Annotated in this window: 25 protein-coding genes; 6 read left to right on the forward strand and 19 right to left on the reverse strand. The window is 57.0% G+C overall.

The genetic code is table 11. The features are described 5' to 3' along the window. A complete protein-coding gene (gene purL / locus EP166_RS08190; protein WP_127556350.1) occupies positions 1–3912 on the reverse strand; it encodes a phosphoribosylformylglycinamidine synthase in 3912 nt (1303 codons plus the stop codon). A 105-nt stretch (positions 3913–4017) separates the two neighbouring features. Here purL and mltF point away from each other — a divergent pair, with 105 nt between their 5' ends. Continuing rightward, the gene (mltF, locus tag EP166_RS08195; protein ID WP_181952712.1) at positions 4018–5463 is read left to right on the forward strand and encodes a membrane-bound lytic murein transglycosylase MltF; all 1446 of its coding nucleotides are present in this window, start codon (positions 4018–4020) and stop codon (positions 5461–5463) included. Between the two features lie 8 nt (positions 5464–5471). On the opposite strand, the gene EP166_RS08200 is transcribed toward mltF, so the two are convergent. Together EP166_RS08200 and purU are read right to left on the reverse strand one after the other, a co-directional pair. Further along, positions 5472–6404, reverse strand: coding sequence for a hypothetical protein (locus tag EP166_RS08200; protein WP_127556352.1), 933 nt, complete (start codon positions 6402–6404; stop codon positions 5472–5474). Continuing rightward, a complete protein-coding gene (gene purU / locus EP166_RS08205; RefSeq protein ID WP_127556353.1) occupies positions 6404–7258 on the reverse strand; it encodes a formyltetrahydrofolate deformylase in 855 nt (284 codons plus the stop codon). The genes EP166_RS08200 and purU overlap by 1 nt, the downstream gene beginning before the upstream one ends. Positions 7259–7549: 291 nt before the next feature. Between purU and EP166_RS08210 the strand changes: the two genes are divergently transcribed. Together EP166_RS08210 and EP166_RS08215 are read left to right on the forward strand one after the other, a co-directional pair. Further along, positions 7550–7957: a TraR/DksA C4-type zinc finger protein gene (locus EP166_RS08210; protein ID WP_127556354.1), complete on the forward strand. Its 408-nt coding sequence runs from the start codon at positions 7550–7552 to the stop codon at positions 7955–7957. A gap of 157 nt (positions 7958–8114) precedes the next feature. Continuing rightward, positions 8115–8555 (forward strand): hypothetical protein, encoded by a 441-nt coding sequence (locus EP166_RS08215; protein WP_127556355.1) that lies wholly within the window; start codon positions 8115–8117, stop codon positions 8553–8555. Positions 8556–8561: 6 nt separating this feature from the next. Here EP166_RS08215 and EP166_RS08220 read toward each other — a convergent pair whose 3' ends face one another. After that, positions 8562–8924 (reverse strand): response regulator, encoded by a 363-nt coding sequence (locus EP166_RS08220; RefSeq protein ID WP_127556356.1) that lies wholly within the window; start codon positions 8922–8924, stop codon positions 8562–8564. A 306-nt stretch (positions 8925–9230) separates the two neighbouring features. Here EP166_RS08220 and EP166_RS08225 point away from each other — a divergent pair, with 306 nt between their 5' ends. Then, entirely contained in the window at positions 9231–9626 is a 396-nt protein-coding gene (locus tag EP166_RS08225) for a TetR/AcrR family transcriptional regulator (RefSeq protein WP_164743867.1), read from the forward strand. Positions 9627–9888: 262 nt separating this feature from the next. Here EP166_RS08225 and lipA read toward each other — a convergent pair whose 3' ends face one another. From lipA to EP166_RS08285, 12 genes are all read right to left on the reverse strand, one after another. Next, the gene (gene lipA, locus EP166_RS08230; protein WP_127556358.1) at positions 9889–10884 is read right to left on the reverse strand and encodes a lipoyl synthase; all 996 of its coding nucleotides are present in this window, start codon (positions 10882–10884) and stop codon (positions 9889–9891) included. Positions 10885–10950: 66 nt separating this feature from the next. Continuing rightward, the gene (gene lipB, locus EP166_RS08235; protein ID WP_127556359.1) at positions 10951–11649 is read right to left on the reverse strand and encodes a lipoyl(octanoyl) transferase LipB; all 699 of its coding nucleotides are present in this window, start codon (positions 11647–11649) and stop codon (positions 10951–10953) included. Next, positions 11649–11921, reverse strand: coding sequence for an HP0495 family protein (locus tag EP166_RS08240; RefSeq protein ID WP_127556360.1), 273 nt, complete (start codon positions 11919–11921; stop codon positions 11649–11651). Before EP166_RS08240 ends, lipB begins: the two co-directional genes overlap by 1 nt. 3 nt (positions 11922–11924) lie before the next feature. Beyond that, complete coding sequence (locus EP166_RS08245; protein WP_425470039.1) at positions 11925–13100, reverse strand: D-alanyl-D-alanine carboxypeptidase family protein; 1176 nt, start codon at positions 13098–13100, stop codon at positions 11925–11927. 205 nt (positions 13101–13305) lie between these two features. Then, the gene (locus tag EP166_RS21615) at positions 13306–14118 is read right to left on the reverse strand and encodes a septal ring lytic transglycosylase RlpA family protein (RefSeq protein ID WP_127556361.1); all 813 of its coding nucleotides are present in this window, start codon (positions 14116–14118) and stop codon (positions 13306–13308) included. 71 nt (positions 14119–14189) lie between these two features. Next, a complete protein-coding gene (gene mltB, locus EP166_RS08255; RefSeq protein WP_127556362.1) occupies positions 14190–15164 on the reverse strand; it encodes a lytic murein transglycosylase B in 975 nt (324 codons plus the stop codon). 150 nt (positions 15165–15314) lie between these two features. Next, positions 15315–16448: a rod shape-determining protein RodA gene (rodA, locus tag EP166_RS08260; RefSeq protein ID WP_127556363.1), complete on the reverse strand. Its 1134-nt coding sequence runs from the start codon at positions 16446–16448 to the stop codon at positions 15315–15317. Next, on the reverse strand, positions 16445–18292 hold the full coding sequence (gene mrdA, locus EP166_RS08265; protein WP_127556364.1) for a penicillin-binding protein 2: 1848 nt from the start codon (positions 18290–18292) through the stop codon (positions 16445–16447). Before mrdA ends, rodA begins: the two co-directional genes overlap by 4 nt. Before the next feature lie 85 nt (positions 18293–18377). Beyond that, complete coding sequence (gene rlmH / locus EP166_RS08270; RefSeq protein ID WP_127556365.1) at positions 18378–18845, reverse strand: 23S rRNA (pseudouridine(1915)-N(3))-methyltransferase RlmH; 468 nt, start codon at positions 18843–18845, stop codon at positions 18378–18380. A gap of 5 nt (positions 18846–18850) precedes the next feature. Further along, positions 18851–19234, reverse strand: a complete 384-nt coding sequence (rsfS, locus tag EP166_RS08275; protein ID WP_127556366.1) for a ribosome silencing factor — start codon at positions 19232–19234, stop codon at positions 18851–18853. A gap of 294 nt (positions 19235–19528) precedes the next feature. Further along, positions 19529–20173, reverse strand: coding sequence for a nicotinate (nicotinamide) nucleotide adenylyltransferase (nadD, locus tag EP166_RS08280; RefSeq protein WP_164743868.1), 645 nt, complete (start codon positions 20171–20173; stop codon positions 19529–19531). After that, the gene (locus EP166_RS08285) at positions 20166–21422 is read right to left on the reverse strand and encodes a glutamate-5-semialdehyde dehydrogenase (protein ID WP_246026251.1); all 1257 of its coding nucleotides are present in this window, start codon (positions 21420–21422) and stop codon (positions 20166–20168) included. The genes nadD and EP166_RS08285 overlap by 8 nt, the downstream gene beginning before the upstream one ends. A gap of 154 nt (positions 21423–21576) precedes the next feature. On the opposite strand from EP166_RS08285, the gene EP166_RS08290 reads away from it, so the two are divergent. Beyond that, positions 21577–22929, forward strand: a complete 1353-nt coding sequence (locus tag EP166_RS08290) for a bifunctional DedA family/phosphatase PAP2 family protein (protein ID WP_127556368.1) — start codon at positions 21577–21579, stop codon at positions 22927–22929. Between the two features lie 10 nt (positions 22930–22939). Here the strand turns inward: EP166_RS08290 and EP166_RS08295 are convergent, their stop codons facing one another. Further along, entirely contained in the window at positions 22940–23560 is a 621-nt protein-coding gene (locus tag EP166_RS08295; protein WP_127556369.1) for an LON peptidase substrate-binding domain-containing protein, read from the reverse strand. 120 nt (positions 23561–23680) lie between these two features. Then, the gene (locus tag EP166_RS08300; protein ID WP_127556370.1) at positions 23681–23917 is read right to left on the reverse strand and encodes a hypothetical protein; all 237 of its coding nucleotides are present in this window, start codon (positions 23915–23917) and stop codon (positions 23681–23683) included. Positions 23918–24096: 179 nt separating this feature from the next. Between EP166_RS08300 and EP166_RS21125 the strand changes: the two genes are divergently transcribed. After that, positions 24097–24234: a hypothetical protein gene (locus tag EP166_RS21125; RefSeq protein ID WP_164743869.1), complete on the forward strand. Its 138-nt coding sequence runs from the start codon at positions 24097–24099 to the stop codon at positions 24232–24234. Between the two features lie 160 nt (positions 24235–24394). Here EP166_RS21125 and EP166_RS08305 read toward each other — a convergent pair whose 3' ends face one another. Then, entirely contained in the window at positions 24395–24769 is a 375-nt protein-coding gene (locus EP166_RS08305) for a hypothetical protein (protein WP_127556371.1), read from the reverse strand. Positions 24770–24813 lie beyond the last annotated feature (44 nt).

Consider the following 24813-nt stretch of genomic DNA (forward strand, 5'->3'; position numbering starts at 1 on the left):
CTACCCGACCCAGACCCGGGCATTGCGGAACATCCGCAGCCAGGGGCCGTCTTCCTGCCAGTGGTCCGGCCGCCAGGAATTAGTGACCGACCGGAATACCCGCTCCGGGTGCGGCATCATGATGGTGATGCGACCGTCGCTGTTGGTAAAACCGGTCATCCCGGCAACGGAGCCATTGGGGTTGAACGGATACCGCTGCGTCACGTCACCGTAATTGTCGACGTAACGCAGGGCGACCAGGTCACTGTTGATCGCAGCATCGGCATGCGCCTGATCGCGAAACTCGGTCAGGCCTTCGCCGTGGGCAACGGGTATCGGTAAACGCGACCCAGCCATGCCCGCCAGGAAAATGGACGGTGATTCGGGGATCTCGACCATGACGGTACGGGCTTCGAATTGCTCCGATTCATTGCGCACGAAGTGCGGCCAGTGCTCGGTGCCGGGCATCAGATCGCGCAGGTTTGACAACATCTGGCAACCGTTGCACACCCCGAGCGAGAAGGTCGAGGGGTCATGAAAAAACGCCTGGAACATATCGCGAACACGATCGTTAAAGCGAATCGTCTTGGCCCAACCCTCCCCTGCACCGAGAACGTCGCCGTAGGAGAAACCACCGCAGGCAACCAGACCGCGGAACTCGGTCAGCGAACGCCGGCCAGTCAGCAGGTCGCTCATGTGAACGTCGACGGTATCAAAGCCGGCACGATCAAAAGCGGCGGCCATTTCAACCTGGCCATTAACGCCCTGCTCCCGCAGTACGGCGACTTTCGGGCGTACGCTCGAATCGACAGACCGGGTGACATCGCTGTTCGGATCAAACGTCAACTGGGCATGCAGGCCAGGGTCGTTGGCGTTCAACCAGGCATCGTATTCCTGCCGGGCACAGGCCTCGTTGTCGCGCAGGGCCTGAATGCGGTAGCTGGTTTCGGTCCACAGGCGCAGTAAATCCGTTCGGGGTTTGACCAGCACTTCCTCATCGTCATCAGAGAAACGAATGAAATCATCGTCATTGCACTGGCCAATCACCGCCGAACAGTCCCCCAGTCCTGCCGCCGTCAGTTGCTGCAGGACGTCTTCGGTTTGCGCTTGCGCAACCTGAATAACGGCACCCAGTTCTTCGGAAAACAAGGCGGCGGTGACGTCATCACCGGCAAAACGCTCAACTTTGATGTCGATGCCGGTGCGACCGGCAAACGCCATTTCACACAGCGTTGCAAACAAGCCGCCATCGGAACGGTCGTGATAGGCCAGAAGCTTGCCATCGGCAACCAGCCCCTGCATCACCGCCCAAAAGGCTTTCATGTCTTCGCTGTCGTCCAGGTCGACCGGCTCAGAACCGACCTTGCGATAGACCTGGGCCAACGCCGACCCGCCCAGGCGGTTCTGGCCACGGCCCAGGTCGATCAGTATCAGGTCGGTCTCGCCCTTGTCGGTCCGCAATTCGGGCGTCACGGTTTTGCGCACATCCGCCACCGGCGCCAGGCCAGATACGATCAGGCTGAGCGGCGCGGTAACGGCCTTGGTGCGCCCGGCTTCGTCCCAGGAGGTGCGCATCGACATGGAGTCTTTGCCGACCGGTATGGTCAGGCCCAGGTCGGGGCACAGTTCCAGCCCCACGGCCTTGACGGTGTCATACAGGGCCTGATCTTCGCCAGGGTGGCCCGCGGCAGCCATCCAGTTGGCTGACAAGCGAACCAGCTCCAGCTCGCCAATAGACACGGATGCCAGGTTGGTTAGCACTTCGGCAACCGCCACACGGCCGGAGGCCGGGGCATTCAACAGGGCCAGTGGTGTGCGCTCACCCATGGCCATGGCTTCGCCGGTGTAGCCTGAAAAGCCCGTAGTGGTCACCGCCGCATCCGCTACCGGAATTTGCCAGCGACCCACCATCTGGTCGCGAGCAACCATACCGGTAATGGAACGATCGCCAATGGTGATCAGAAAGCTCTTGCTGGCGACGGCTGGCAAGCGCAGCACGCGTTCGGCCGCCTCATGCAAATCAATGCCCCGGGTCGAAAACGGGCTTGGTTCAAAACTCTGTCGCTCGAACTGACGCTCCATGCGCGGTGCCTTGCCGAGCAGAATATCCAGCGGCATATCGACCGCTTTATTGCCAAAGTGCCGATCATTCAACACCAGCTGGCGTTTTTCGGTCGCAGTACCGATAACGGCAAACGGGCAGCGCTCACGCTGACAAATCGCTTCGAACTCGGCCAGTCGCTCCGGGGTGACCGCCAGTACATAGCGCTCCTGGCTTTCGTTGCTCCAGACCGCCAGCGGCGACATGCCCGGCTCATCGTTGGGAATGTCACGTAACTCGAAGTCACCGCCACGCCCGCCATCATTAACCAGCTCCGGGAAGGCATTCGACAGACCACCGGCGCCCACGTCATGGATAAAAGCCACCGGGTTGTTGACACCCAGTTGCCAGCAGCGATCGATCACTTCCTGGCAGCGGCGCTCCATTTCGGGGTTGCCACGCTGAACCGAGGCGAAATCCAGATCTTCATTGCCTTCGGCGCTGTCCATCGACGAGGCAGCACCGCCACCCAGGCCAATCTGCATGGCCGGGCCACCGAGCACGATCAGCGCCGAGTCGGCCGGAATGGCGTCCCACGCCTTGTCGACGTGGTCTTCACGAATGTTGCCGTATCCGCCGGCAATCATGATCGGTTTGTGATAGCCGCGCACTTCGGTGCCGTTGACACCGGCTGCCGACATTTCATAGGTCCGAAAATAACCAAGCAGATTGGGCCGACCGAATTCATTGTTAAACGCCGCAGCGCCCAGAGGGCCGTCAATCATGATATCGAGCGCCGACACAATGCGCCCCGGCTTGCCATACTGGCTTTCCCAGGGCTGTACGAAGCCCGGAATATTCAGGTCCGACACGCTAAACCCGGCCAGACCTGCCTTGGGTTTGCCACCGGTGCCCGTAGCGCCCTCGTCGCGAATTTCGCCACCGGCACCGGTCGCCGCACCGGCAAAGGGGGCGATGGCGGTCGGGTGGTTATGGGTTTCAACCTTGAACAGGATGTGCACATTCTCTTCGTGATAGCGATACTGATGATCCGCATCCGGGTAGAACCGGCCTGTGCGGAAGCCTTCAACGACGGCCGCATTGTCTTTGTAGGCTGAGAGCACACCCGCCGAATTATGCTGATAGGTGTTCTTGATCATCTTGAACAGTGACCAGGGCTGCTCCTCGCCGTCAATCGTCCAGGTCGCATTGAAAATCTTGTGTCGGCAGTGCTCTGAGTTGGCCTGGGCAAACATCATCAGTTCGACATCGGTTGGGTCGCGCTCAAGGCGCTGATAAGCCTCAACCAGATAATCCATTTCATCATCGGCCAAAGCCAACCCCAGCGACTGATTAGCCTCAGCCAATGCTTCACGGCCGCCTGTGATAACGCCCACCTGGCTGAGGGGTTGCGGCTCGTGGTGGCTGAACAACTGAGCGGCATCAGGCGTGCTGTACACGACCGATTCGGTCATCCGGTCATGCAACGCCTGGCCAAGCTGACGCACCTCTTCTTCACTCAGTGGTTCATCGGTACGAATGCAATAGCAGACGCCACGCTCCAGGCGTCGTATGGACGACAGACCACTGTTTCTGGCAATGTCGGTGGCCTTGCTCGACCAGGGTGAAATGGTGCCAAACCGCGGCAATACCCAAACCTGGACGCCGTCGGCCGTTTCGACGTCAACCCGGGGGCCATAGTGCAGCAATTGCTCCAGTGTGCCCTGCTCGCTTGCCGTCAGGTCCCCTGAGGTGTCGGCAAAATGCATGTACTCTGCGTAGACATCCCGAATCCGGGCGGCAAGCCCGGCATCCAGCACGGTCGGCAGGCGGGCCAGCAAGCGCTGACGGCGAAACGTGGATAAAACGGGATTTCCTCGGAGTATCAGCATATCGGGGCCTGTTCTGGATGCGGGCAAAAATCGGCGCGTATGGTAGCCGAAAAACAGGTAAAATGGCACTGCATTCAAAGCCGCTTCAAACCCCGGGGACCCCGCTTGTTACTGACCAGACGTTCAATTTTTTCTTTTTGCCAGAGCGCCATACTGGTGCTTTTGCTGGCGGGCATCGGGCTTTGGGTAGCCACCGGTTTCAGCTGGCACAATCACTGGCAACGGGTGCAGGCGCGAGACACCCTGATCATCGCCATTCGAGAAACAGACGGTGTCTATATCCAGTACGACCAGACCATGGCGGGTCTGGAATACGATCTCGCCCAACTGCTGGGCCAGCAACTGGGCCTCGACGTTCAGTTGTTCGCCGTCAGCGATCTGCCCGACCTTTACCGTGCACTGGCGGCCGGGGCTGTCGATATGGCGCTCACCGGCACCACCTATAACGCCAGCCAGCAAGCATTCACCCCCGGACTCCCCTATCTGATGACCCGTGTCGGGCTGGCACGGAAGATGGCCAGCACAGCGCCAGAACTCGATCAGCAGCGCATAGCTACGCTCGATCCGGTCAGCCACGGCGGCCTCAGCGATCGCCTGACCAAAAACAACCCAGCGCTGGACATAACACTGACCAGCGCAGGCCCGGCCGAACTGATGACACGAATCGACATGGGCGAACTCGATATGGTACTGCTCGATGAACGCGATTTTCTGGTGATGCGCCCATTCTTCCCCAACCAGCGCTTCGACCCACTGACCGAGTATCCGCGGCCAGTCGCACCCTTGTTTCGCAACCAGCGCGATCGCTCCCTGGTCGATGCGGTTAATAACGCCTTGCGCGAACTCGAACAGACCGAACTGATCCCCCGACTGGAAGATCGTTACCTCGGCCACACCCGTGATTTTGACTATGTGGGCAACCTGACCTTCGAACGCCACATTGGCTCACGCTTGCCAGAATTTGAAGCCGATTTTCGGGAACAAGCCGACCTGCACGGACTGGATTGGCGCTTACTGGCAGCCGTGGCTTATCAGGAGAGTCACTGGCGACGCAATGCGGTCTCGCCAACCGGTGTGCGGGGCTTGATGATGGTCACGCTGACGACCGCGCGTGAAATGGGAATCGATAACCGGCTCGACCCACAGCAGAGCATTCAGGCCGGCAGCCGCTACCTGGCGAGCCTGCACCGGCGCATCCCGGAACGGATACAGGAACCGGACCGCACCTGGATGGCCCTGGCATCCTACAATGTCGGCGCCGGGCACCTCGAAGATGCCCGGATTATTACCGAAACCCTGGGTGATGATCCGGATTCGTGGCTCGACGTTCGCCGGCACTTACCCAAACTGGCACTGAAAGAATGGCACCCCTATACCCGCTTTGGGTATGCCCGTGGTCGGGAACCGGTGGTGTACGTCGCGAACATAAGGCGCTATTACAACGTACTGTTACGCGCCTTCCCCGAACAGCAGCCAGAGGCTGGCGTCTTTATCACGGACAGGCTGGAAACCCTGCCGATGCCGGGCCTGACCGTCACCCCCGGCCCCTGAGGCTGAGATCAGAACGTCATTTTGAAACCGGTCATCCAACGCCACTGTTCCGGTTCCGGCTGCCAGCGAATTTCTGAATAGTTGAGAATGGCACCACTGAATACCTGATCGATACCAAAGGCCCAATAGCTGGCCTCATCCAACGCGTCTTGCAAGTTATCACGCCCGTAACTCACCTTGCTGACTACCGTACCGGCCCGATAGGCACCCACCAGATCCCAGGCAACCACCTCTTCACGATACAAAGCACTGCCACCCAGTTGCAAACCGTCGCTCTCCCACAGGATAGAACTGCCGAAAAGGCCAGCATCAAAGGCATCGTTACGTCGGTAGGTCAGCGCCACACTGCCCTCCGGCGTGTCGAGCCCCGCCGCTACTGCCCACTGCTGCAACGTGGAGGAAGCCGTTTCATCTTCAAAGGTCCACTGACCACTGATGTACATCAGCTCGCCGTTACTTGCGGTGAACTCAAGACTGGGTTGTTCAAGGCCAAGCCCGGTGCGGGCACTGTAGGTATCAATGGCCAGCGCATCGGTGAACCGGTCGGCACTGGTCGGTTGTGCGCCATCAAAACCATGCATCTGGTCGATCGGGTCAGCCAGCAAGCGCTGTTCCAGGCTGCGCAACTGGCCACCCCGTATGCTATACAGCGGTTGCAGCCATTCAATGAACACCTGCCGGCTGGAAACCGGCTCGTCCAGAGACAGCGGGTTAAGGTCCGCCTCAAGTACCGCGCGATACTGGCTGCCGGTTACCGATTCCAGCACTTCCAACCCGAGCCAGCTATTGGGAGCTTGAAGGTACCAGCGCCCCTCGCCATCCAGCGCCGGTTCAAGATAGGCACCCTGCACCTGCAACTGCCCGGTCACCCGGGATTCCGCGCCCCATGCCAGGCCAGACCCGGCCAACAGTACCAGCGCTACATTGACGTGTTTTTGCATCAGTTGAATACCACCGTTTTGTTACCGTGAACCAGAACCCGGTCTTCCAGATGCCAGCGCAACCCCCTGGCCAGCACGGTACGCTCGCAATCTTTTCCAAGCCGCACCATATCCTCAATTTCATCCCGATGAGATACCCGGATCACATCCTGATCAATGATCGGGCCAGCATCGAGGTCGGCAGTCACGTAATGGCAGGTCGCCCCAATGAGTTTGACGCCACGCTCATAGGCCTGGTGGTAGGGTCTGGCACCGATAAACGAGGGCAAAAAGCTGTGGTGAATGTTGATGACCCGATACGGCATTCGGGCGCACAGGTCTGCAGGCAGAATTTGCATGTAACGCGCCAGTACGACCGTGTCAGCCGCATGCTGTTCAATCAGCCGTTCGACCTCAGCAAAGTGCGGCGCTTTGTCGGCAGGGTCGACCGGTACGTGGAAGAACGGAATGGCGTGCCACTCGGCCAGACTGCGCAGTGAATCGTGGTTGGAAATAATGCAGGCAATGTCACAATGCAAATCACCGCTGTGCCAGCGGTTCAGAATATCGGCGAGGCAATGGCTGTCACGACTCACCATCAGGGCCAATCGCGGCCGCTGGTCACTGTCGGTCACACGCCAGGTCATTCCCAGCTCTTCGGCGATGGGTGCAAACTGACGTGCCAGCTCTTGCGCATCGAACGGCAACGAGCTGGCTTTAATTTCGTTGCGCATGAAAAACCACCCTTGCTCCAGATCGGCGTGGTGGTTGGCTTCCAGAATGCTGCCATTGTGGTCGGCCAGAAACCGGCTGACCCGGGCAACAATGCCAACACGGTCCGGACAGGACATCACCAGGCGAAAAACGCGTTCCATTCAGTTCTACTCCAAGGGCTTGAATTTGCAGAAAAAAAGCTATTTTAACCGAATGGGCGATGATATATGATGTGCCCTCTTTTGACGACACTGGCTATTATTTAACCATCCAGGCACACCTGCAGGTGGTCAAAATCAGTCTTGATCAGGGTCTGGCTTACTGTCATTGACACCGCGGCCAAGCTCTCAACGCTGAAGCACCGACTCGATCAATAACCGGCCAGGTTGCAAGATCGCAACACAGTTCGCATGGGTTTCATCCCAGCGGCATCACAGCACAGGAATCGCTTTATGCTGACTCAAGAACAGCTGTTGGCAGCCCCAGATGACGAGTACATGAACGACGCTCAACTGGAGTTTTTTCGCAACCTTCTGCAAGAGCAGGCCGACGAAGTGCGCGCCTCGCTGAAAGAAGCCCGCGAGACGCTGGCTACCTTCGAGAACGAACCCGACGAGCTGGACAAAGCAAGCATCGAGGAAGAGCGCCGCATGAATCTGCGCTTTCTGGATCGCCAGACCAAGCTGCTGCCTAAGATCGACGATGCCATCAAACGCATCAACAGCGGCGATTTCGGCTATTGCGCGGTGACCGGCGAACCCATTGGCGTACGTCGGCTGCTGTTGCGGCCCACAGCAACGCTCTGTGCTGAAGAGAAACAACGCCAGGAGCGTCAGGAACGCAACTTCCGCGACGCCTGATCCAGCGAGTCTCTTCTCAATGACAGACCTAAAAAAAGCGCCCAAAGGCGCTTTTTTTAGGTCTGAACTTCCTGCTCAACATCCGCAGCAGTGAGCGGATTCAGGCACGAACCTTGCTGATAGTCAGTAATCTCATCAACTGCGGCAATGCCTTACCATGAGCCTGAACATCAGCGGTCTCGAACATTACCAGGCACATCAACAGTTCCATCGCGCCGATACCGGCACCGGCACGGTCGATAAAACCAACAAAACCAGCGATGCATCATTGCAGGAAGCCGGAGACGATGCCGTATACGTCAGCGATGCCGTCGCCGTGCTTGAATGGGTTGCCGCTCAGGCGCCGGATATTGCGTCAAGTCAGGCTACTGAACCGGCCAACCTTGGCCGGTTGACCGGACACCTGCTGCAATACAATCTGATTACGCTTCAGGATGCCGGTCGACTGATGCAGCTCTCAGAGCCTGCAGAACCGACCAGCGAAGATTCCTTGCTGGCTCGCATCCAGACTCACAGCGTCCGGACGGAGCATTATCAGGAATCTCAGAGCTGGCAGAAACTGAACCGCATTGTGAGTAACGTTCATGCGGCCCAGTAACCAGCCTCAGGGCAGGAGTTGGTTGATCAGTGCGATCAGTTCGCCTTCATCAACTGGCTTGACCAGGAAACCTTTGGCGCCCTGGCGCTCGCCCCAGACCTTATCGGTCGGCTGATCCTTGGTGGTCACAATGATGACCGGTATATGCGCGGTCTGCGGATCATTGGTCAGCTTGCGGGTGGCCTGAAAGCCATTCAACTCTGGCATCACCACGTCCATGAGAATCAAGTCCGGCAAGATACTCTTGGCTTCCGCTACCCCGGTTGCGCCATCCTCGGCAATCACCGGTGTGTGGCCGTGCTTTTCCAATATTTTCTTGAACAACGTCACTTGACTCGGTGAGTCATCGATGACCAGGATGGTAGCCATACAGTCAATCCTCTTAGAGCTCAGGCACAGACCACCGATAACACCCGGCTGGTGGCGTGCGATGGTTACAAGCCGCTGATTATAGCGCGCAATCACAAATGACCGCCAGAAGGCGTCAGAAGAATTCGCACAGAGTTCCGGCATTAGGGGATATCGGCGGTACTTCGACAGGGTGAATGTGACAATCCCTGACCATTTCCGACATCACTCTGGGGGCAGATTACAAAATGACACGAAGCGTGGCATAGCGTAGAACCTGAACCACTGCTAGATTTTAAAACGCTGTTTACTTGGATGACTGACGCCATGATTAAAAAAGAGAACATACTGGAATCAGCTAGAAAGGTGCTGTCCGAACAAGGCATCAGTAAGTTGTCGCTGCGCAAAATAGCCGCGGAAACGGGCTGTGCAGCCCCTTCTATCTATTACTACTTTCGCAACAAGCAGGAAATTGTCGCTGGGCTCTGGGAAGCCATTGCGCCGGACCTGCTGCGCCAGTTGAACCAGGGGTTCGACAAGGGCGACGCCTACCGGCAGTTCTGGAGACAACGACCGGATGACTTCAAACTCTTCATCACCCACCCAGACTACTATCCATCGGTCTGTCAGACCGACGCCTATCAGTCTCTGAGCACGACACTGGGCGACCAGCTACACACTCTGAACGGCCAGTTGATGGACCAAATCTATCGCGCTGCCTAAACCTCTGTGTGCGATAAAGTACTCGCCTCGTGAGAGGCGAGTCAGGGGACGGGAACATTCTCCTTGACCGGCATGCCAGCACAGCGTGCATGCTGACAACACCTTTGCCACTTCCCTGTAGCAGCGCCAGAAATCCCTTCAGCGCCCTTGCATTCTGCCCCACACTAATTCATTGAAACAGTCATAAATGTGACCAAATTTCGACAAAATATGGTCACATTTATAGGGAAGCCGGAAAGGTCTGGGCGACAAACCGCAAGAATTAACGCCCCAGGCCCACATTATTCTTTTGCAGCACCTGTTCGGCGCGGTAACTGGAGCGGACAAAAGCACCGGATACCACCTCCAGAAAACCCTTTTCAAGCCCGATATCACGATACCGATTGAATTCATCCGGTGTTACATAACGCTCTACCGGCAGATGATTGATGGACGGCTGCAGATACTGGCCCAGCGTCAAAATGTCTACGCCGATCGCTCTCAGGTCGTCCATCGTTTCCAGGATTTCTTCATCCGTCTCACCCAACCCCAGCATCAGGCTGGTTTTGGTCAGTACATCTGGCTTGTAGCGTTTGGCGTGGGCCAGGACATCCAGCGTTTGCTCGTAGGTGGCTCGCGGGTCACGCACCGGGTGTGTCAGCCGCTTAACGGTCTCAACGTTCTGGGCAAAGACTTCAATGCCGGAATCGACCACGGCCTCCACATCAGCATGCTTTCCTTGAAAATCAGGGGTCAGTGCTTCGACCGCAGTTTCCGGGTTCACTTCCTTGACCCGACGGACCGTCGCGGCATAGTGACCCGCACCACCGTCATCGATGTCATCGCGGTTCACGGAGGTTAGCACCACGTATTTGAGCCCCATCAGTGCGACTGACCGGGCCGTGTTGTCGGGCTCTTCAACATCCAGCCAGCCCCTCGGGTTACCCGTATCTACCGCACAGAACTTGCACGCACGAGTGCAGACATCTCCCATCAGCATGATGGTTGCCGTTCCTGCACTCCAGCACTCGCCAATGTTCGGGCACATGGCTTCTTCACAAACAGTGCTCAGACGGTGTTCGTGAACGATAGTTTTGACACTGTCGTACTTGGGGCCACTGGACAGCTTGATGCGCAACCATTCCGGCTTCTTATCGGTGGAGCGGCGAGCATTGGCGTGCTGTTTGACCCCGTTTTTAATGGCCCTGACACCCTTTTCATTAACGAACTTGGTGCCGCTGCTCACCTGAACTACGGGAATTCGATTGGTGTCGCTCATCGGTTCGCACTGCCTCTTAACTGTAGGGAAGGTTGGTCGCCCGGTACACGGGCTGTACCAGAGCTTTCAGGCGCTCTCGGCCTGAAGCGCTGCACCTGCATTCGGATTCACTGGCCGCAAATTATACCCTGTACAAAACTCGGTCAGCCATTGCTGTTTGATGGTGTCGATATCCGCCGTTTCGACCCAGTCGGCCATCTGCGTCATTTTCAAACCCTGATACCCACAGGGGTTGATACGGGCAAAGGGTTCCAGATTCATATCAATGTTCAAGGCCAGACCGTGATAACTGCACCCGCGCTTAATGCGCAAACCCAGAGAGCACACTTTGTCAGCGCCAATATAGACTCCCGGGGCATCTGCCCGCGGCGCTGCTTCAACGCCATATTGGCCTAGCACGCCGACCACACTGGCTTCGAGTGCCGATACCAGCTTGCGCACATCCGATTTCAGGCGGCGGATGTCCAGCAGCACATAGGCAACTAACTGGCCCGGACCATGGTAGGTGACCTGACCTCCCCGGTCAGCGGAAACCACCGGAATATCACCCGGGCTGAGCAAATGCTCTGCCTTGCCAGCCTGCCCCTGGGTAAACACTGGATCGTGCTCCAGCAGCCATATTTCGTCCAGCGCCTCGTCATCACGATTCAGGGTAAAGGCCTGCATGGCTTCCCAGGTCTGCTGATAGGGAACACGCCCCAGGTCACGGACAATGACGGTGCGAGGTTTCGCAGCAAGCCCTGCCCCGGTTTCAGCGGCCGTCATCAAAGCACCATGCGCACCCGTTCGTCGGCTTTCAGCGCCTCAAACAGCTCGGTCAGATGGTCTTCGCGTTCAATGCGCATACGCACGGTCAAACTCTCAAAACGGCCGTTCCGACTGGTACTAACCGAAAAGGCCGACACTGTCAGGCGGTCATCGTAGCGCACCAGCACGCTGTGCACGAAAGGCTTGAACCCTTCGTGCACATCCCCAACGACCTTGATCACATAGTCATCGCAGGGAAAGGTGATTTTAGGGGGGTCTTGCCGGGTCACCCGTCAGCTCCCATTAAACAAATTAAAGAAAAACAGCAGGATATAATCCCAGATACGGGCAAAGAACCCTGCCGGTTCAACCGCTTCAAGCGCCAGTAAGGGGCGACGGGCCACTTCTTCATCGCCGTGCGTCACAACCAGCTCACCCAAACGTTGTCCGGCTTCTATGGGGGCTTTTAGCACAGGATCAATGTTCAACACCGTGTTCATGCTGGATTCATCGCCACGGGCAATCGTCAGCATCAGGTCTTCTTCCAGGCCCAACCGGACGTTGTCGGCCCGTCCACCCCAGACCCGACCCGAGTAGAGTTCTTCACCACCGTCATGAAGTTGCGCTGTCTGAAAATAGCGAAACCCGTAAGTAAGCAGTTTCTGCGTCTCCTGAACCCGGGCCTCCTCAGAGGCCGTCCCCATGACCACACTGATCAGACGCATGCCGTCTTCAATGGCAGACGCAACCAGACAGTAGCCCGCTTCCTCAGTGTGACCGGTCTTCAACCCGTCAACCGCAGGGTTGCGCCCGAGCAGAGAGTTGCGATTGGCTTGTGAAATTCCATTGAAAGTGAAGCTGCGTTCAGCATAGAGGGGATAGAACTCTGCATTATCTTCAATGATATGACGACTCAGGATGGCCATGTCGGCTGCTGACGAATAATGCTCGTCCGCTGGCAGACCGGTCGCATTCTGAAACTTGGAATTCTCCATGCCCAGTCGATCGGCGTATGAATTCATCATCTGGGCAAACATGGTTTCGCTGCCGGCTACATGCTCCGCCATGGCAACGGAAGCATCATTGCCCGACTGAATGATGATGCCGCGCAACAAGTCTTCAATGCTGACAAACCGGCCTTCCTGAATGAACATGCGTGAACCGCCGGTTTGCCAGGCATTGACACTGATCAGAGATTCGTCATCCAGAGCGATACGGCCTTCAATAATCTCCCGCTCGGCAATGTAGCTGGTCATCAGCTTGGTCAGACTGGCCGGTGGCAGGCGCTCGTCAGCATTGTGAGAGACCAGAATGTGACCAGTCGTCGCATCCATCAGAATATAAGAAGTGGCGGCCAGCTGGGGGGGAGAGGGAATGATCGTTTCGGACAGGGCAGCGCCCGAAAACAGGGCCAGTCCGGCAACACACAAAGACGTCCAACGCTTAAAACGATGCTTCAACACTGAGATAACCTTTTTTTATGAGCGGCGTCATACTCGATTACCCGGTATCACGCCAACGTTGTTCAACGGTAGACGGCCAGACAGTCAGACTTGATGCGGCCGAGCCCGGGGCATTGTATCAACCCATGGCAAAATTTCATCTACAGGGCGAAGCGCGCTACGTATATGAAACGTATAGTCAGTCGCCCTGCCCCCCGGCAAAGTACCGGGGCTAGTTAGGCACGACCAACAGCGGCCTCCCCAGTTCAGGGGTGGTCAGGGCTCGCTGCAGCGCTTCCGCGCGATCATACTGAACGGGCCCGATGCGTACCCGATAGAACTCGCCTTCGCTGATAGTCACATCGTCATCGATTTGCCGCGCAATCTGGTCCCTGAGATTTTGCGCTGACTGGCGCTGACTAAAGGCCCCAAGCTGAACGTAATAAACAGGCTGGTCGAGTTCCTGACCGGCCAACGCCTCCACCCGTACCCGGGCAGTGCCTTTGTGCACAAAGTCGAGTTTAACCGCCGCCGCATAGGACATATCGATAACGCGCCCGGGGTGAAAAGGCCCACGATCATTAACGCGTGCCACGATACTCAAGCCATTATCGAGATTGGTAACCCTCACCCAGGTCGGCAACGGCAGGCTCTTGTGCGCTGCGCTGATCTGGTACATGTCGAACACTTCGCCATTGGAGGTGGTATGGCCGTGAAACTTGGCCCCATACCAGGACGCCAGCCCTTCCTCGGAATACTGGTCAGCACTGGCCAACACCTGATATTGGCGCCCATTCACGGTGTAGGGGCTGGCATTGCCCTGGCGACTGCGTGGTTCAACCCGGGGAGTGACCTCACTGACCTCATCGGCCGTCAGTGTCTGGTCGGGCCCCCGATCCTGATCCATCGAATACCGCCCGGCATTACTGACTGGGCTGCTGCCGGTTTCATGGGACACATACTGCCCGGCACACCCTGCCATGATCAGTGCCGTCAAGACGGTTATGCCGCTCGCCCGGATAGACCGGTCATTCATACTCACCATCGACCATCCTCTTACCGGTCACTATTGTGTTCAGATCCGGACTTCGCCCCTGATAAGCTCTGCTTCACTGGCTATTGAGACAACCGCAGGGCTTCTGACAATTGAAAGATTGCCATGCTATAGGCAACCGACCGGTTGTACCGGGATATTACCCAAAAATTCCGATAACCCAACCAAAATTCCGCACCTTCGTCACCATCCAGCCGAATGGGATGCACCTGGGCGTCGTCTGGTGCCGTAATCAGTGGATCCCACCCCAGAGCAACGACGTCTGCCAGTGTTCGGTCGCGGTCAAAGCTGTTCAGTTCAACTTGCCGGTACTCACCACTGACGTGGGCCCGGGTCGCAATGGGTTCGTCGCGTTGCCAGCCATGCTCACTGAGATAACGGGCAATGGACCCGATGGCATCCACCGGATCGTTCCAGATATCGATATTACCATCGCCATCCAGATCATCGGCATAGGCGAGGTAGCTGCTCGGCATAAACTGGGGGTACCCCATGGCACCCGCATAAGAACCTTTGACCGACAGCGGATCAAACGACTGATCGCGACTGATCAGCAAAAAATTGATCAGCTCTCGCTGAAAATAATCGGCGCGTCGCCCTTCTGTGACAGCCAGCGTGGCCAGTGCGTCGAAAGTACGATGCACGCCCAGAAAATTACCATACCGGGTTTCAACGCCCATGATCGCGGCAATCACTTCAGCGGAAACACCGGTTCGTTCTTCGGCCAGCGACAACCATTCGGCCTGATCCTCCATAAACCGCTTGCCGTTTTCGACCGTTTCGTCCGAAACAAAGAGGGGGCGGTATTCGGCGTAGGTTCGGGTTGTCTCGGCGGGCTTGGCCAGAGATTCGACATTGCGCGCAATGTATTCACCTTCGGCAAACCAGGCCTCAACCTGGGAGGCTTCAAATTCGTGCTCGCTCACCAGGACGTCGATGATGGCGGACGTGCGGGGAAACTCGGTCAGCTGCTCGGCCCGAGCCGCGGTGACCGTCACCAGGCTAATAGCGAGAAGTGCGCCCCAAAATCGTTGCATGACTGTTGATACTCCTGTCCGGATTCTGAATCGAAACTGATGATCTGCGAATTGAAAAAAGCAAGCAGGAAGGCGGAATAGGCATACCCTTGATCTCCCCGTCACCGCGATGTCGATCGGGGAGACACCGACCACATTACACCCGGCCTCCTAGTTTCGCTGATGGGTGCTGATGGACATTAACATTCCAAAGCCAGTGAGCAGTGTCACGATGGAGGTTCCGCCATAACTGACCAGAGGCAAGGGTACACCGACCACAGGCAGTATTCCGCTGACCATGCCAACATTTACAAAAACGTAAATGAAAAACGTCAGGGTCAAACTGCCGGCCAGAAGCCTGCAAAAATTATCGCGACCACGTATCGCAATCAGCATTCCGCGCAGAATAATAACGGCATACAGAGAGATCAAAATCGTGGCACCAACAAACCCAAACTCTTCCCCCAATACCGCAATGATGAAATCGGTATGGCTTTCCGGCAGAAAATCGAGCTGTGACTGCGTGCCCAGCATATAGCCTTTGCCACTTAATCCTCCCGAGCCGATGGCGGTCATCGATTGAATAATGTTCCAGCCCGCCCCGAGCGGGTCCACATTAGGGTCGAATAACGTCAGTACTCGCTGACGCTGATAGTCACGCATAACCCAGATCCACAGCACCGGGATCATGGCAATGGCGATGGTGGAAAAGCCAACAATCAACTTCCAGCTCAGGCCCGCCAAAAAAATAACGAACAAACCGGACGATGCGATCAGCAGTGACGTTCCCAAATCCGGCTGCTGAATAATTAAGGCAACCGGTACGAACAACAGTACCGCCGACACCAGTAAATCGCGATAACGGGGCGGCAGTCCGTAGCGCGAAATGTACCAGGACAACATCACCGGCACCGCCAGTTTCATCAGCTCAGAGGGCTGAAACCGAAACAAGCCTGGAATCTGCAACCAGCGCTGAGCACCCATGGCCTGAGCGCCACTGACAATAACCGCCACCAACAACAGAACACCAACCAGGTAAACAGTACCTCCCCACTGCTGAAACCAGCGCGGGTCGAACTGGGCGACGATGATCATCGCCATAAAACCAATGCCAAACCGAATGGCCTGCCGATACACCGCCCCCATGTCACCACTGGTCGCGCTGTACAGTACGACCATGCCGCTCAGGGCAACCGCCAGCAAGGCAGCGAACAGGTAGGGGTCCAAATGCAATCGGGTCCAGATACTTTGCCGGCGGTCCATACTGCCCTGAGGTAACTGGCGAACGTATTCAGTGAAATTCATTGCTCGGGCTCGCGTGTCAGATAGAAATCAAACAGCGAACGCATCATAGGCCCTGCAACGCCACTGCCACTGCCGCCGTTTTCTACCAGAACGGCGACGGCGATTTGAGGGTTTTCGAGCGGAGCAAATCCCATAAACCAGGCGTGGTCTCGAAACTGTTCAGGTACATCGCCTATCGGGTCGCCGTTCTCGTCACGCTCTATTCGAATGACCTGCGCTGTGCCGGATTTTCCAGCGTATTCGTAGGTCGCCCCCAGACCTGAGGCGCGCGCTGTACCTCGTGCTCCTTGCACCACATCTTGCATAGCGGCATGCATTCTGTCCCAGTTGGCATCATTATTCAGGTGCACATCGGGGGGAGGCTCGGGAATGCTGTCGAGCAAACTTTCGTCGTTGCTGTGCATCAGCAACCTGGGGGTGACCCAGCGCCCCCGGTTGGCCAGCACCGAGGTGGCAATGGCCAACTGCATTGGCGTCGCCAGCATGTAACCCTGCCCAATACTCAAGTTGATGGTGTCACCGGCATACCAGGAAAACCCGTGCCGGTTTTGCTTCCACTCCCGGCTGGGGTTGATCCCGGTAAAAGGATTGTAGACATCAGCTGTGGTATTCTTGCCAAAACCAAACTGGTCGTAAATGTCATGAATGGCTTCGAGTTTCATGTCGTAGGCCAACTGATAAAAATAGGTATCGCAGGATTCAGCGACGGCTTTGCGCAGATTTACACGACCATGCCCGCCGCGCTTCCAGTCGTTGTAGATCCGATCATCGGTCGGTAACTGGTAATAGCCCCGGTCGTTGATGGTGTAGTCCCAGGTAACAAAGCCCTGATCAACTCCGGCCAGCCCCAAAAAGGGCTTTATCGTGGATGCAGCCGGGTACTGACCGCGAATGGCCCGATTCAGAAAGGGGTTATCCGGGGAGTCCCTCAAGGCGTTGTAGATCTCTGTTGGGAAACCGCTGACGTACAAATTGGGGTCGAAGCCCGGGTTGCTGACCATGGCCAGAATTCCACCCGTTTCCGGTTCAATAGCGACTATCGAGCCCCGCTGCTCGCCCAGCAGGTCGTACGCCATTTTTTGCAGCTCCTGGTCGAGATACAAATGCAGGTTAGAGCCGGGCTTGGGTGCCTGTTTCTCGATCACCCGAATAATCCGACCCCGTGCATTGGTTTCTACACGTTGAAACCCAGGCTCACCGAGCAGAGCATCTTCATACTGCCGCTCAACCCCCTCCTTGCCGATAAAGCGAGTGCCAGCATAGGCACCGACGTCGAGATCGCGCAGCTCTTCCTGATTGATACGGCCAACAAATCCGAGCGCATGGGCAAATTCCTCGCCAAAGGGATATTGACGAATCAGCTCGGCATCTATCTGCACGCCCTCCAGAAAGATACGGTTGGCCGATACGCGAGCAACTTCTTCTTCCGTCAGCCGAACTTTGAGAGGAATGGGTTCAAAGGGCCGACGATAGCCACGAACACGGTCAAAAAAACGCGACACCTGGTCTTCTGACAGGTCTACCAGGGCACCCAGGTCCTGGACCAGCGCGTCCAGGTCCCCACTTCGCTCTACCACGACGGTCAGGGTATGACTGGGTTCATTACGCGCGAGCAATTCACCGTAACGGTCGTAGATTAGCCCGCGAATGGGTGGAATTGGCAAGACTTCCAACCGGTTCGTTTGAGACCGGGCTTCATGGCGTTCATGTTGCACCACTTGCAAATAGAACAGGCGTCCCACCAGAACCAGTATCAATAGGGCAATAAAGATAAACGAAGCGGTCATCCGACTCAGGAATAGACGCCGTTCTTTTTCGCGATTGTCGAGTGAGCTGTTCAACATGCCATCAGTACTCTACCCCGGCACCGGCTGCCAGGTCGTCTGCGAATGCGTTGCCGGCCCGGACGGCTCATTGCAGCCCGGGTCGTCATTTATGGTAGGGGTGATTTTGGGTAACGGTCCAGGCTCGATACAGTTGTTCGGCCAACAATACTCGCACAAGCGGGTGCGGCAACGTCAGGTTCGACAAACACCAGCGCTGAGTCGAACGCGCCAGACAACGGGGGTCCAAACCGTCCGGTCCGCCAATTAACAACGTAAGATCACGCGCCTCGAGTCGCCATTGCGTCAACTGTTCGGCCAGTTGTTCGGTTGACCAGGCTTTGCCGGAAAGGTCCAGGGCAACGACCTGTTCTTCCGGCTTGATGGCCGCCAGCATGGCATCCCCTTCCTGTGCGATGGCCTTGTCTGTCGAGGCATTTCTACCGCGCTGCCCGAGCGCCAGCGGAACGAAGTCTACCGGCAGTTCCCGGGGCATTCGTTTTTGGTACTCGGCAACGGCAGTGTCAACCCAGGCTGGCATTTTCGGGCCAATGGCCAAAATTCGGATTTTCATGCCTGTCAGTCAGGCTCTGCTTCTGACTCAGCCCCCATCGGACCCGCACCAGACCAAAGCCGCTCTATGTCATAATAGGCCCGCGTCTCAGGAATCATGACATGCAACACCAGGTCAGTCAGGTCAATCAGGACCCAGTCGGAATCACTGCTGCCTTCCTGGGCACGTACCACAAAGCCCTGTTTTTTGAGGTCTTCTGCAACACTGCTGACAACGGCACTGACATGGCGCTTCGAGGTGCCGGAAGCGACCACCAGCGTATCCATCAGTGCGGTTTTCTCGTGCACATCAATCACTTGAATGTCTTGCGCCTTAATGTCTTCCAGAGCGCGGATAACCGCCTCGGTCAACCCTTCAGGTTGTGCGTTTCGATCAGTTGTATCGGTCATTCGTACCTTGTCCACCTGTTTAAGTTTACCCGCGCTTTAGCTGCAATCGAGGCTTCGTCGGTGTCAGTCACCGGGTAGGCCTTTCCGGGGTCGGCGTGGACCCATCCATGGGGCCTAGACCGCAGAATCCATGCTGCGGACTTCCCCGGAAAGGCCTACACGGCAACTGACACGGATCGCTGGTTTCTCTTACTATCACTGAAGAAAAGAAACCAGGCCGCACAACGCGAGTGGCCGAATACGGCAATAACCGCCATATTCTAAAAATTGAAAACGTTAAATCCGGGCATCGTTTTATTCATCGACATCCAGATACAGTCCCTCCTGTTGAATATAGTCCTGAATGGGCCTGGGAATCGCGTATTGCCAATGTTGTGTGTTATCGCGCAAATCCCGGGAGGCCCAGTCACGCTCTGACGAGGGACCGGCAATCCAGAGCCCTGAAGGTTGTTGGCCGAGATCTGCCAGAGATTGAACCCGGGTTAATGGCAAGTCGGGTGGATCGATCGGCTGTGAACCCCGGCCAAACACCCAAAAGTGCGTTTCCCGAATTAACTCGTCAATGCCCTGCCACTGGTCCATACCCGCAAACGCATCGGCTCCCAGCACGAATACCGTCTGGTATTCCGGGTACTCCCGGTGCAGATCCCGAATGGTATCGAGCGTGTAACTCGGGCCCGGGCGTCGCAACTCGCGATCATCGACCTGCAAGCGTTCGCCGTCAGTGCGCGAAGCGACCCATCGTTCCAGCATGGCCAGGCGCTGCTCGGGGCTTGCCTGTGCCGCTGATTTCAACGCTGGTATCTGGCAGGGTATGACCCGAAGCTGGCACACTTCCTGATGAGATAGCACCAGATCGCACAACTGCGCATGGCCGTCGTGGAACGGATCAAAGGTTCCGCCGAACAGGGCCATCAGTGGCCGTTGCGAATCACTCACGAATCTGGCCGTCTCCGAGCACCACATACTTCTGAGATGTCAGCCCGATCAAACCGACCGGGCCGCGAGCGTGAATTTTGTCGGTCGAGATACCAATCTCGGCACCCAGGCCATATTCGAAGCCATCGGCAAAGCGCGTAGAGGCATTGATCATCACTGAAGCCGAGTCAACTTCCGTCAGGAAACGGCGCCCCCGAGTGTAGTTCTCGGTCACGATGCTGTCGGTGTGCTGACTGCTGTAGGTGTTGATGTGATCGATGGCTTCATCCAGGCCCGCGACTACGCGAATGGCCAATACGGGCGCAAGGTATTCGGTGGTCCAGTCTGCTTCAGTAGCCGGCACACAGTCGATCAGCTCGGCGGTGCGGTCGCAACCCCGTAATTCGACGCCTTTGTCGGCAAAGGCCCGGGCCAGTTCCGGCAGCATCTCTGCAGCACGGGATTGCGCGACCAGCAGGGTTTCCATCGCGTTACAGACGCCGTAACGGTGCGTCTTGGCATTGATGGCGATGGGAATGGCCTTGGCGACGTCGGCGTCGTCATCGATGTACACATGGCAAATGCCATCGAGGTGTTTGATGACCGGGACCCGGGCGTCCTGACTGATGCGTTCGATCAGCGCCTTGCCACCGCGCGGCACAATAACGTCTACATAGTCGGGCATGGTAATGAGTGCGCCCACGGCCTCACGGTCGGTGGTTTCGACCACTTGTACCACGGTGCCCGGCAGTTGCGCCTGGTCGAGACCAGCATGAATGCAGGCTGCAAGTGCCTGGTTCGATTCGATGGATTCACTGCCACCGCGCAAAATAACGGCATTGCCGGATTTGATGCACAGGCTCGCCGCTTCAACCGTCACATTGGGGCGGGATTCGTAAATAATGCCAATCACACCGAGGGGGACACGCATTTTGCCGACCTGAATGCCACTCGGGCGAAACTCGAGATCGGTGATGCCACCGACCGGATCGGCCAGGCCGGCAACCTGATGCAAGCCTTCGATCATGGTGTCGATGCGAGCGTCGGTCAGTTCCAGTCGATCCAGCATCGCCGGTTCAAGCCCCTTGGCACGACCGGCCGCCAGATCGCGCTGGTTGGCTTGTTTCAGGGTCTCACGCTGGTCGTCGATAACCTGGGCCATGGCCAGCAATGCCTGGTTTTTCATGCCCGTATTGGCTTTCGCCAGTGCCTTCGACGCCTGCCGGGCTTGTCGGCCCAGTGTTGTCATGTAGTCTTGAACGGTTGTCATGCCTTGCCACACAGCTCGTTATTGATGCAATGTCGCGATTATAGCGACTTGAAGCCGCTGCGACTATGAGGGATACCGGCTGTTTATCCGCCTGACAAAGATTTACCATCCGGCCTGAACCCAAGTTCGATAACTGAGTAACCCAACCGCCAAGATGATTGCCTGGATACAGTCTCACCCTGAAGGTGTCTTGATCGCCATTGCCCTGACCGCTTTTGTTGAATCCTTTGCGCTCATCGGCGTCTTTGTACCCGGCGTGGTCGCCCTGTTCAGCCTTGCTGCCGTGGCGAGCAACCTTAACATTCCGGCAATCTGGGTTCTCGCAGCGGCCGCGCTGGGAGCGACGGCGGGAGATTTGGGCAGTTTCTATCTGGGCTACCGGCTCAGGCATCGGCTCTACGAGCACCCCTGGTTCAAACGCCACGCCGACTGGCTGTCGCACGGCATCTGGTTTTTCAAACGCTGGGGGTGGCTTAGTGTGGTTATTGGTCGCTTTGTCGGCCCGATCCGCCCGGTCGTGCCGCTGATTGCCGGTAGCCTATCGATGCCCGCCCGGGTGTTTGTCAGCGTCAACCTGATCACCGTTTTGTTCTGGGCACCCGCCTACATGCTGCCGGGGTACCTGGCGGGCGAGGCCAGCTTTTTTCTGGCGACGCAGAGTTTGGCGGTTCGAACGCTCATGCTGTTGCTGGTGTCAGGCCTGGCGATTCTGATTGCGCTACTGGCCATCTATCATCACCTCCATCCCGAACACCCCAGAATGGCCCGGTGGGTGCCGGCCCTCAAACGGTTACCCGATCGCTTTCCGTTTGCGGCACTGCTGCTGGTCACCGTCACCGCCGCGGGACTCATCGTTACAGCGTTCACCCGCCCCTGGGATCTGGATCTCCTGCTAGCAGGCCAGGTGGGCGCCTGGCGTGCCACCGCATTCGATGGCGTTGCGATTGGCCTGACCCTTTTGGGAGACCCGGCGATTCTGGTAACAACCGGGATAATGATCATTATCTGGCTTTGTCTGAGCGGGCAATTCCGGCTCAGTGCCGTGGTGTTGATCAGCGCTGCGGCCATGCTTTGCGGTGTTTCGCTGTTAAAAACAGCGTTCGGTGTCGATCGACCTGACTGGATGGCGACGCCTCTGGCTACGGAAGCCTTTCCCTCAGGCCATGCCGCAGGTGCTGCGCTTTTCCTCGGGCTATTAACAGGCTTTGCCAACCAGCGGCGACCTGCCATGAGTCGCTGGCCGCTTTATTTGCCAGCGGGTGTTGGGATGCTGGTTATAGCATTGAGCCGGGTTTGGCTGGGTGTACATTGGCTATCGGACGTTGTGGCCGGTGTGTGCTTGGGTTTGTTCGCTGCCGCACTGGCTCAGGCCGCCCACAGGCTGGTGGGGCAAACCAGAGCTGACCTAGGCAACAGCCTCGCGCTCTGGTTACTTGTTCTGATGGTCGTGACGGCCTACCTAATTATAGCCTGGCCGCTTGCATCAATAACCTACCGCCTCAATTAGCCGACCTCAATCAGGCATCACGGTCACCGGGCGAATCGGGCGACCCGGACAGTTCCGCCAAGGCCGATTCCAGCATGGCGCATCGCTCCAGAAAGCTGTCTTCAGCAAGCAACCTGTGCTTCAACTCCAATTCAAGAGGTAACCACACCATTAACTGGTGGACGCTGCCTCGGGCTGAATCGAGCTGGAGGCCTACCTGTTCCGCCAGATAAGGGTGCTCCAGCAACGCGTCCAACAATGGCTGGTAGCGCAAGGCCGCTCGCATCTCACGCTCCGGATCGGCCAGCGGTTCCTCACTGGCCTTACAGTCGCCCCACCACAGTCCCGTTACATCTTTGGCGGCGGCACTCACTCTGACCCTCTGCTCACCAACAATGGTGATGCCCAGCAAACCATTCGTCTGCTGATTAAAATCAACGATGCGCGCCAGGCATCCCTGCCCACTGCGGTCTTTGCCGGGCTCCGACACCATAATCACGAACGGCCGGTTATCCCGGGTGCTGCTCGAGACCATCATCAGGTACCGGGGTTCAAAGATCTGCAATGGCAGTGATGAGTCCGGGAGCAGCAAGGCTCCCATGGGAAACAGGGGGTAGCGTGCTGCAGAGCTGTCCGGTTCGAATTGAGTCATGATCAACCTGTCAGAGAGTGATTGGCCTTGCCGTAAGAGCAGCTGTTTATTCGCATACTCATTCACCGATACGAGGCGGGCGCCAGAACCAGATTAGCCATTTTGCAAGGCAAGCGCTGATCAGGCCGTTTCATCGAGCAACACAAAAGACAAAAACGTCAGCATCAGCACCCAGACGACGGCGAATGCAGGCACCGGAACGGCCAGCACAACCAACAGCCCTACTGACCACATCCATCGTACCCAAACCACTTTACGACCATGTTTTGCCGTTGCAACGCGATCCGAGGCCGCGGTTTGCGGTAAACGCCAGAACCCCCACCAACGCAACACCCAAAGCGTGCACCAATACGCCATAACCCCTCCCGGCCGTTTCAAGTCGCTTCATCGCAATGCGCCGACTCAAAAACCAGGAGCCGTGCATCGCCGCTCACTGATCAATGTAGACCAATATGAACGGTAAATTGACCTGCATCAGGGCACTTGACGCAATGCAGCGCATACTGACCAGCATCACCCCAGCGTAAGGAGGCTGTATGAACGATCTCACCACTCACCACAAACCCGCGGCCAGCGACACCTCAGTGATTCGCTGGTCACCGCTGATTCTGGTTTTATTCCTGATCGCACTGAGCCCTGTCGGCACGGCGTTTTACTGGGCGTTTACACGCTAGTGGTCCATGCGCAAAGTGATATCACTGTTCACTTTGCCAGTGAGCCCAAAGCTTCGTTGTCAAACCTTGAAATAGCGGTGCTATTACTGCCCCTTTCCGCCTCGCTCTGAACTGACCGGCGTCGCTCCTTAGTAACAGAACTTCACCCATGGACCACTAGTCAGCACAGCCGGCCAGCCTTGGCTGGCTGCTGCTGGCCTTCAGCCAACCGGGCTGCGCCGTCGGCGGCCTGGCGAACCCAGGGTGCGATCTGGTCGGTATTCTGAAATACCGGCTCTGGCAGCAAATACCATTGCTCATACACCCGTCCATGGGCAATCCAATGTTGATCGCCACAGGCTTGCTGCAGCTGGGTTTCGAGTTCGGGATCAGTCGCGCGGATACCCACCTGCCCCTTCAGTGTCACCACCAGGCACAGTTGCCCTTCAACACGAATAACGTGCTCACCAAAGTAGAGGCCAGTTTCGGGTTCCGGGCGTTCCGGCAAGAGTTGCAATAACGAGTGTAAACGACGGGATCGATTCAGTTTGTCCATTCGCCTTTCCTTAGTGAATGAATGATGGAAATCTGCGAAAACGC

It is taken from the genome of Saccharospirillum alexandrii (assembly GCF_004000275.1).
Lineage (GTDB): Bacteria > Pseudomonadota > Gammaproteobacteria > Pseudomonadales > Natronospirillaceae > Saccharospirillum > Saccharospirillum alexandrii.

Coding starts and splice junctions, on each gene's coding strand:
- mltB (WP_127556362.1), bottom strand. CDS start 15,164: ATGCAACGATTTTGGGGCGCACTTCTCGCTATTAGCCTGGTGACGGTC.
- rlmH (WP_127556365.1), bottom strand. CDS start 18,845: ATGAAAATCCGAATTTTGGCCATTGGCCCGAAAATGCCAGCCTGGGTT.
- lipB (WP_127556359.1), bottom strand. CDS start 11,649: ATGACGGCCGCTGAAACCGGGGCAGGGCTTGCTGCGAAACCTCGCACC.
- EP166_RS08305 (WP_127556371.1), bottom strand. CDS start 24,769: ATGGACAAACTGAATCGATCCCGTCGTTTACACTCGTTATTGCAACTC.
- rsfS (WP_127556366.1), bottom strand. CDS start 19,234: ATGACCGATACAACTGATCGAAACGCACAACCTGAAGGGTTGACCGAG.
- lipA (WP_127556358.1), bottom strand. CDS start 10,884: ATGAGCGACACCAATCGAATTCCCGTAGTTCAGGTGAGCAGCGGCACC.
- purL (WP_127556350.1), bottom strand. CDS start 3,912: ATGCTGATACTCCGAGGAAATCCCGTTTTATCCACGTTTCGCCGTCAG.
- EP166_RS08300 (WP_127556370.1), bottom strand. CDS start 23,917: ATGGCGTATTGGTGCACGCTTTGGGTGTTGCGTTGGTGGGGGTTCTGG.
- EP166_RS08220 (WP_127556356.1), bottom strand. CDS start 8,924: ATGGCTACCATCCTGGTCATCGATGACTCACCGAGTCAAGTGACGTTG.
- mrdA (WP_127556364.1), bottom strand. CDS start 18,292: ATGTTGAACAGCTCACTCGACAATCGCGAAAAAGAACGGCGTCTATTC.
- EP166_RS21125 (WP_164743869.1), top strand. CDS start 24,097: ATGAACGATCTCACCACTCACCACAAACCCGCGGCCAGCGACACCTCA.
- EP166_RS08295 (WP_127556369.1), bottom strand. CDS start 23,560: ATGACTCAATTCGAACCGGACAGCTCTGCAGCACGCTACCCCCTGTTT.
- EP166_RS08215 (WP_127556355.1), top strand. CDS start 8,115: ATGAGCCTGAACATCAGCGGTCTCGAACATTACCAGGCACATCAACAG.
- EP166_RS21615 (WP_127556361.1), bottom strand. CDS start 14,118: ATGGTGAGTATGAATGACCGGTCTATCCGGGCGAGCGGCATAACCGTC.
- EP166_RS08210 (WP_127556354.1), top strand. CDS start 7,550: ATGCTGACTCAAGAACAGCTGTTGGCAGCCCCAGATGACGAGTACATG.
- rodA (WP_127556363.1), bottom strand. CDS start 16,448: ATGAATTTCACTGAATACGTTCGCCAGTTACCTCAGGGCAGTATGGAC.
- EP166_RS08290 (WP_127556368.1), top strand. CDS start 21,577: ATGATTGCCTGGATACAGTCTCACCCTGAAGGTGTCTTGATCGCCATT.
- EP166_RS08285 (WP_246026251.1), bottom strand. CDS start 21,422: ATGACAACCGTTCAAGACTACATGACAACACTGGGCCGACAAGCCCGG.
- purU (WP_127556353.1), bottom strand. CDS start 7,258: ATGGAACGCGTTTTTCGCCTGGTGATGTCCTGTCCGGACCGTGTTGGC.
- EP166_RS08200 (WP_127556352.1), bottom strand. CDS start 6,404: ATGCAAAAACACGTCAATGTAGCGCTGGTACTGTTGGCCGGGTCTGGC.
- EP166_RS08225 (WP_164743867.1), top strand. CDS start 9,231: ATGATTAAAAAAGAGAACATACTGGAATCAGCTAGAAAGGTGCTGTCC.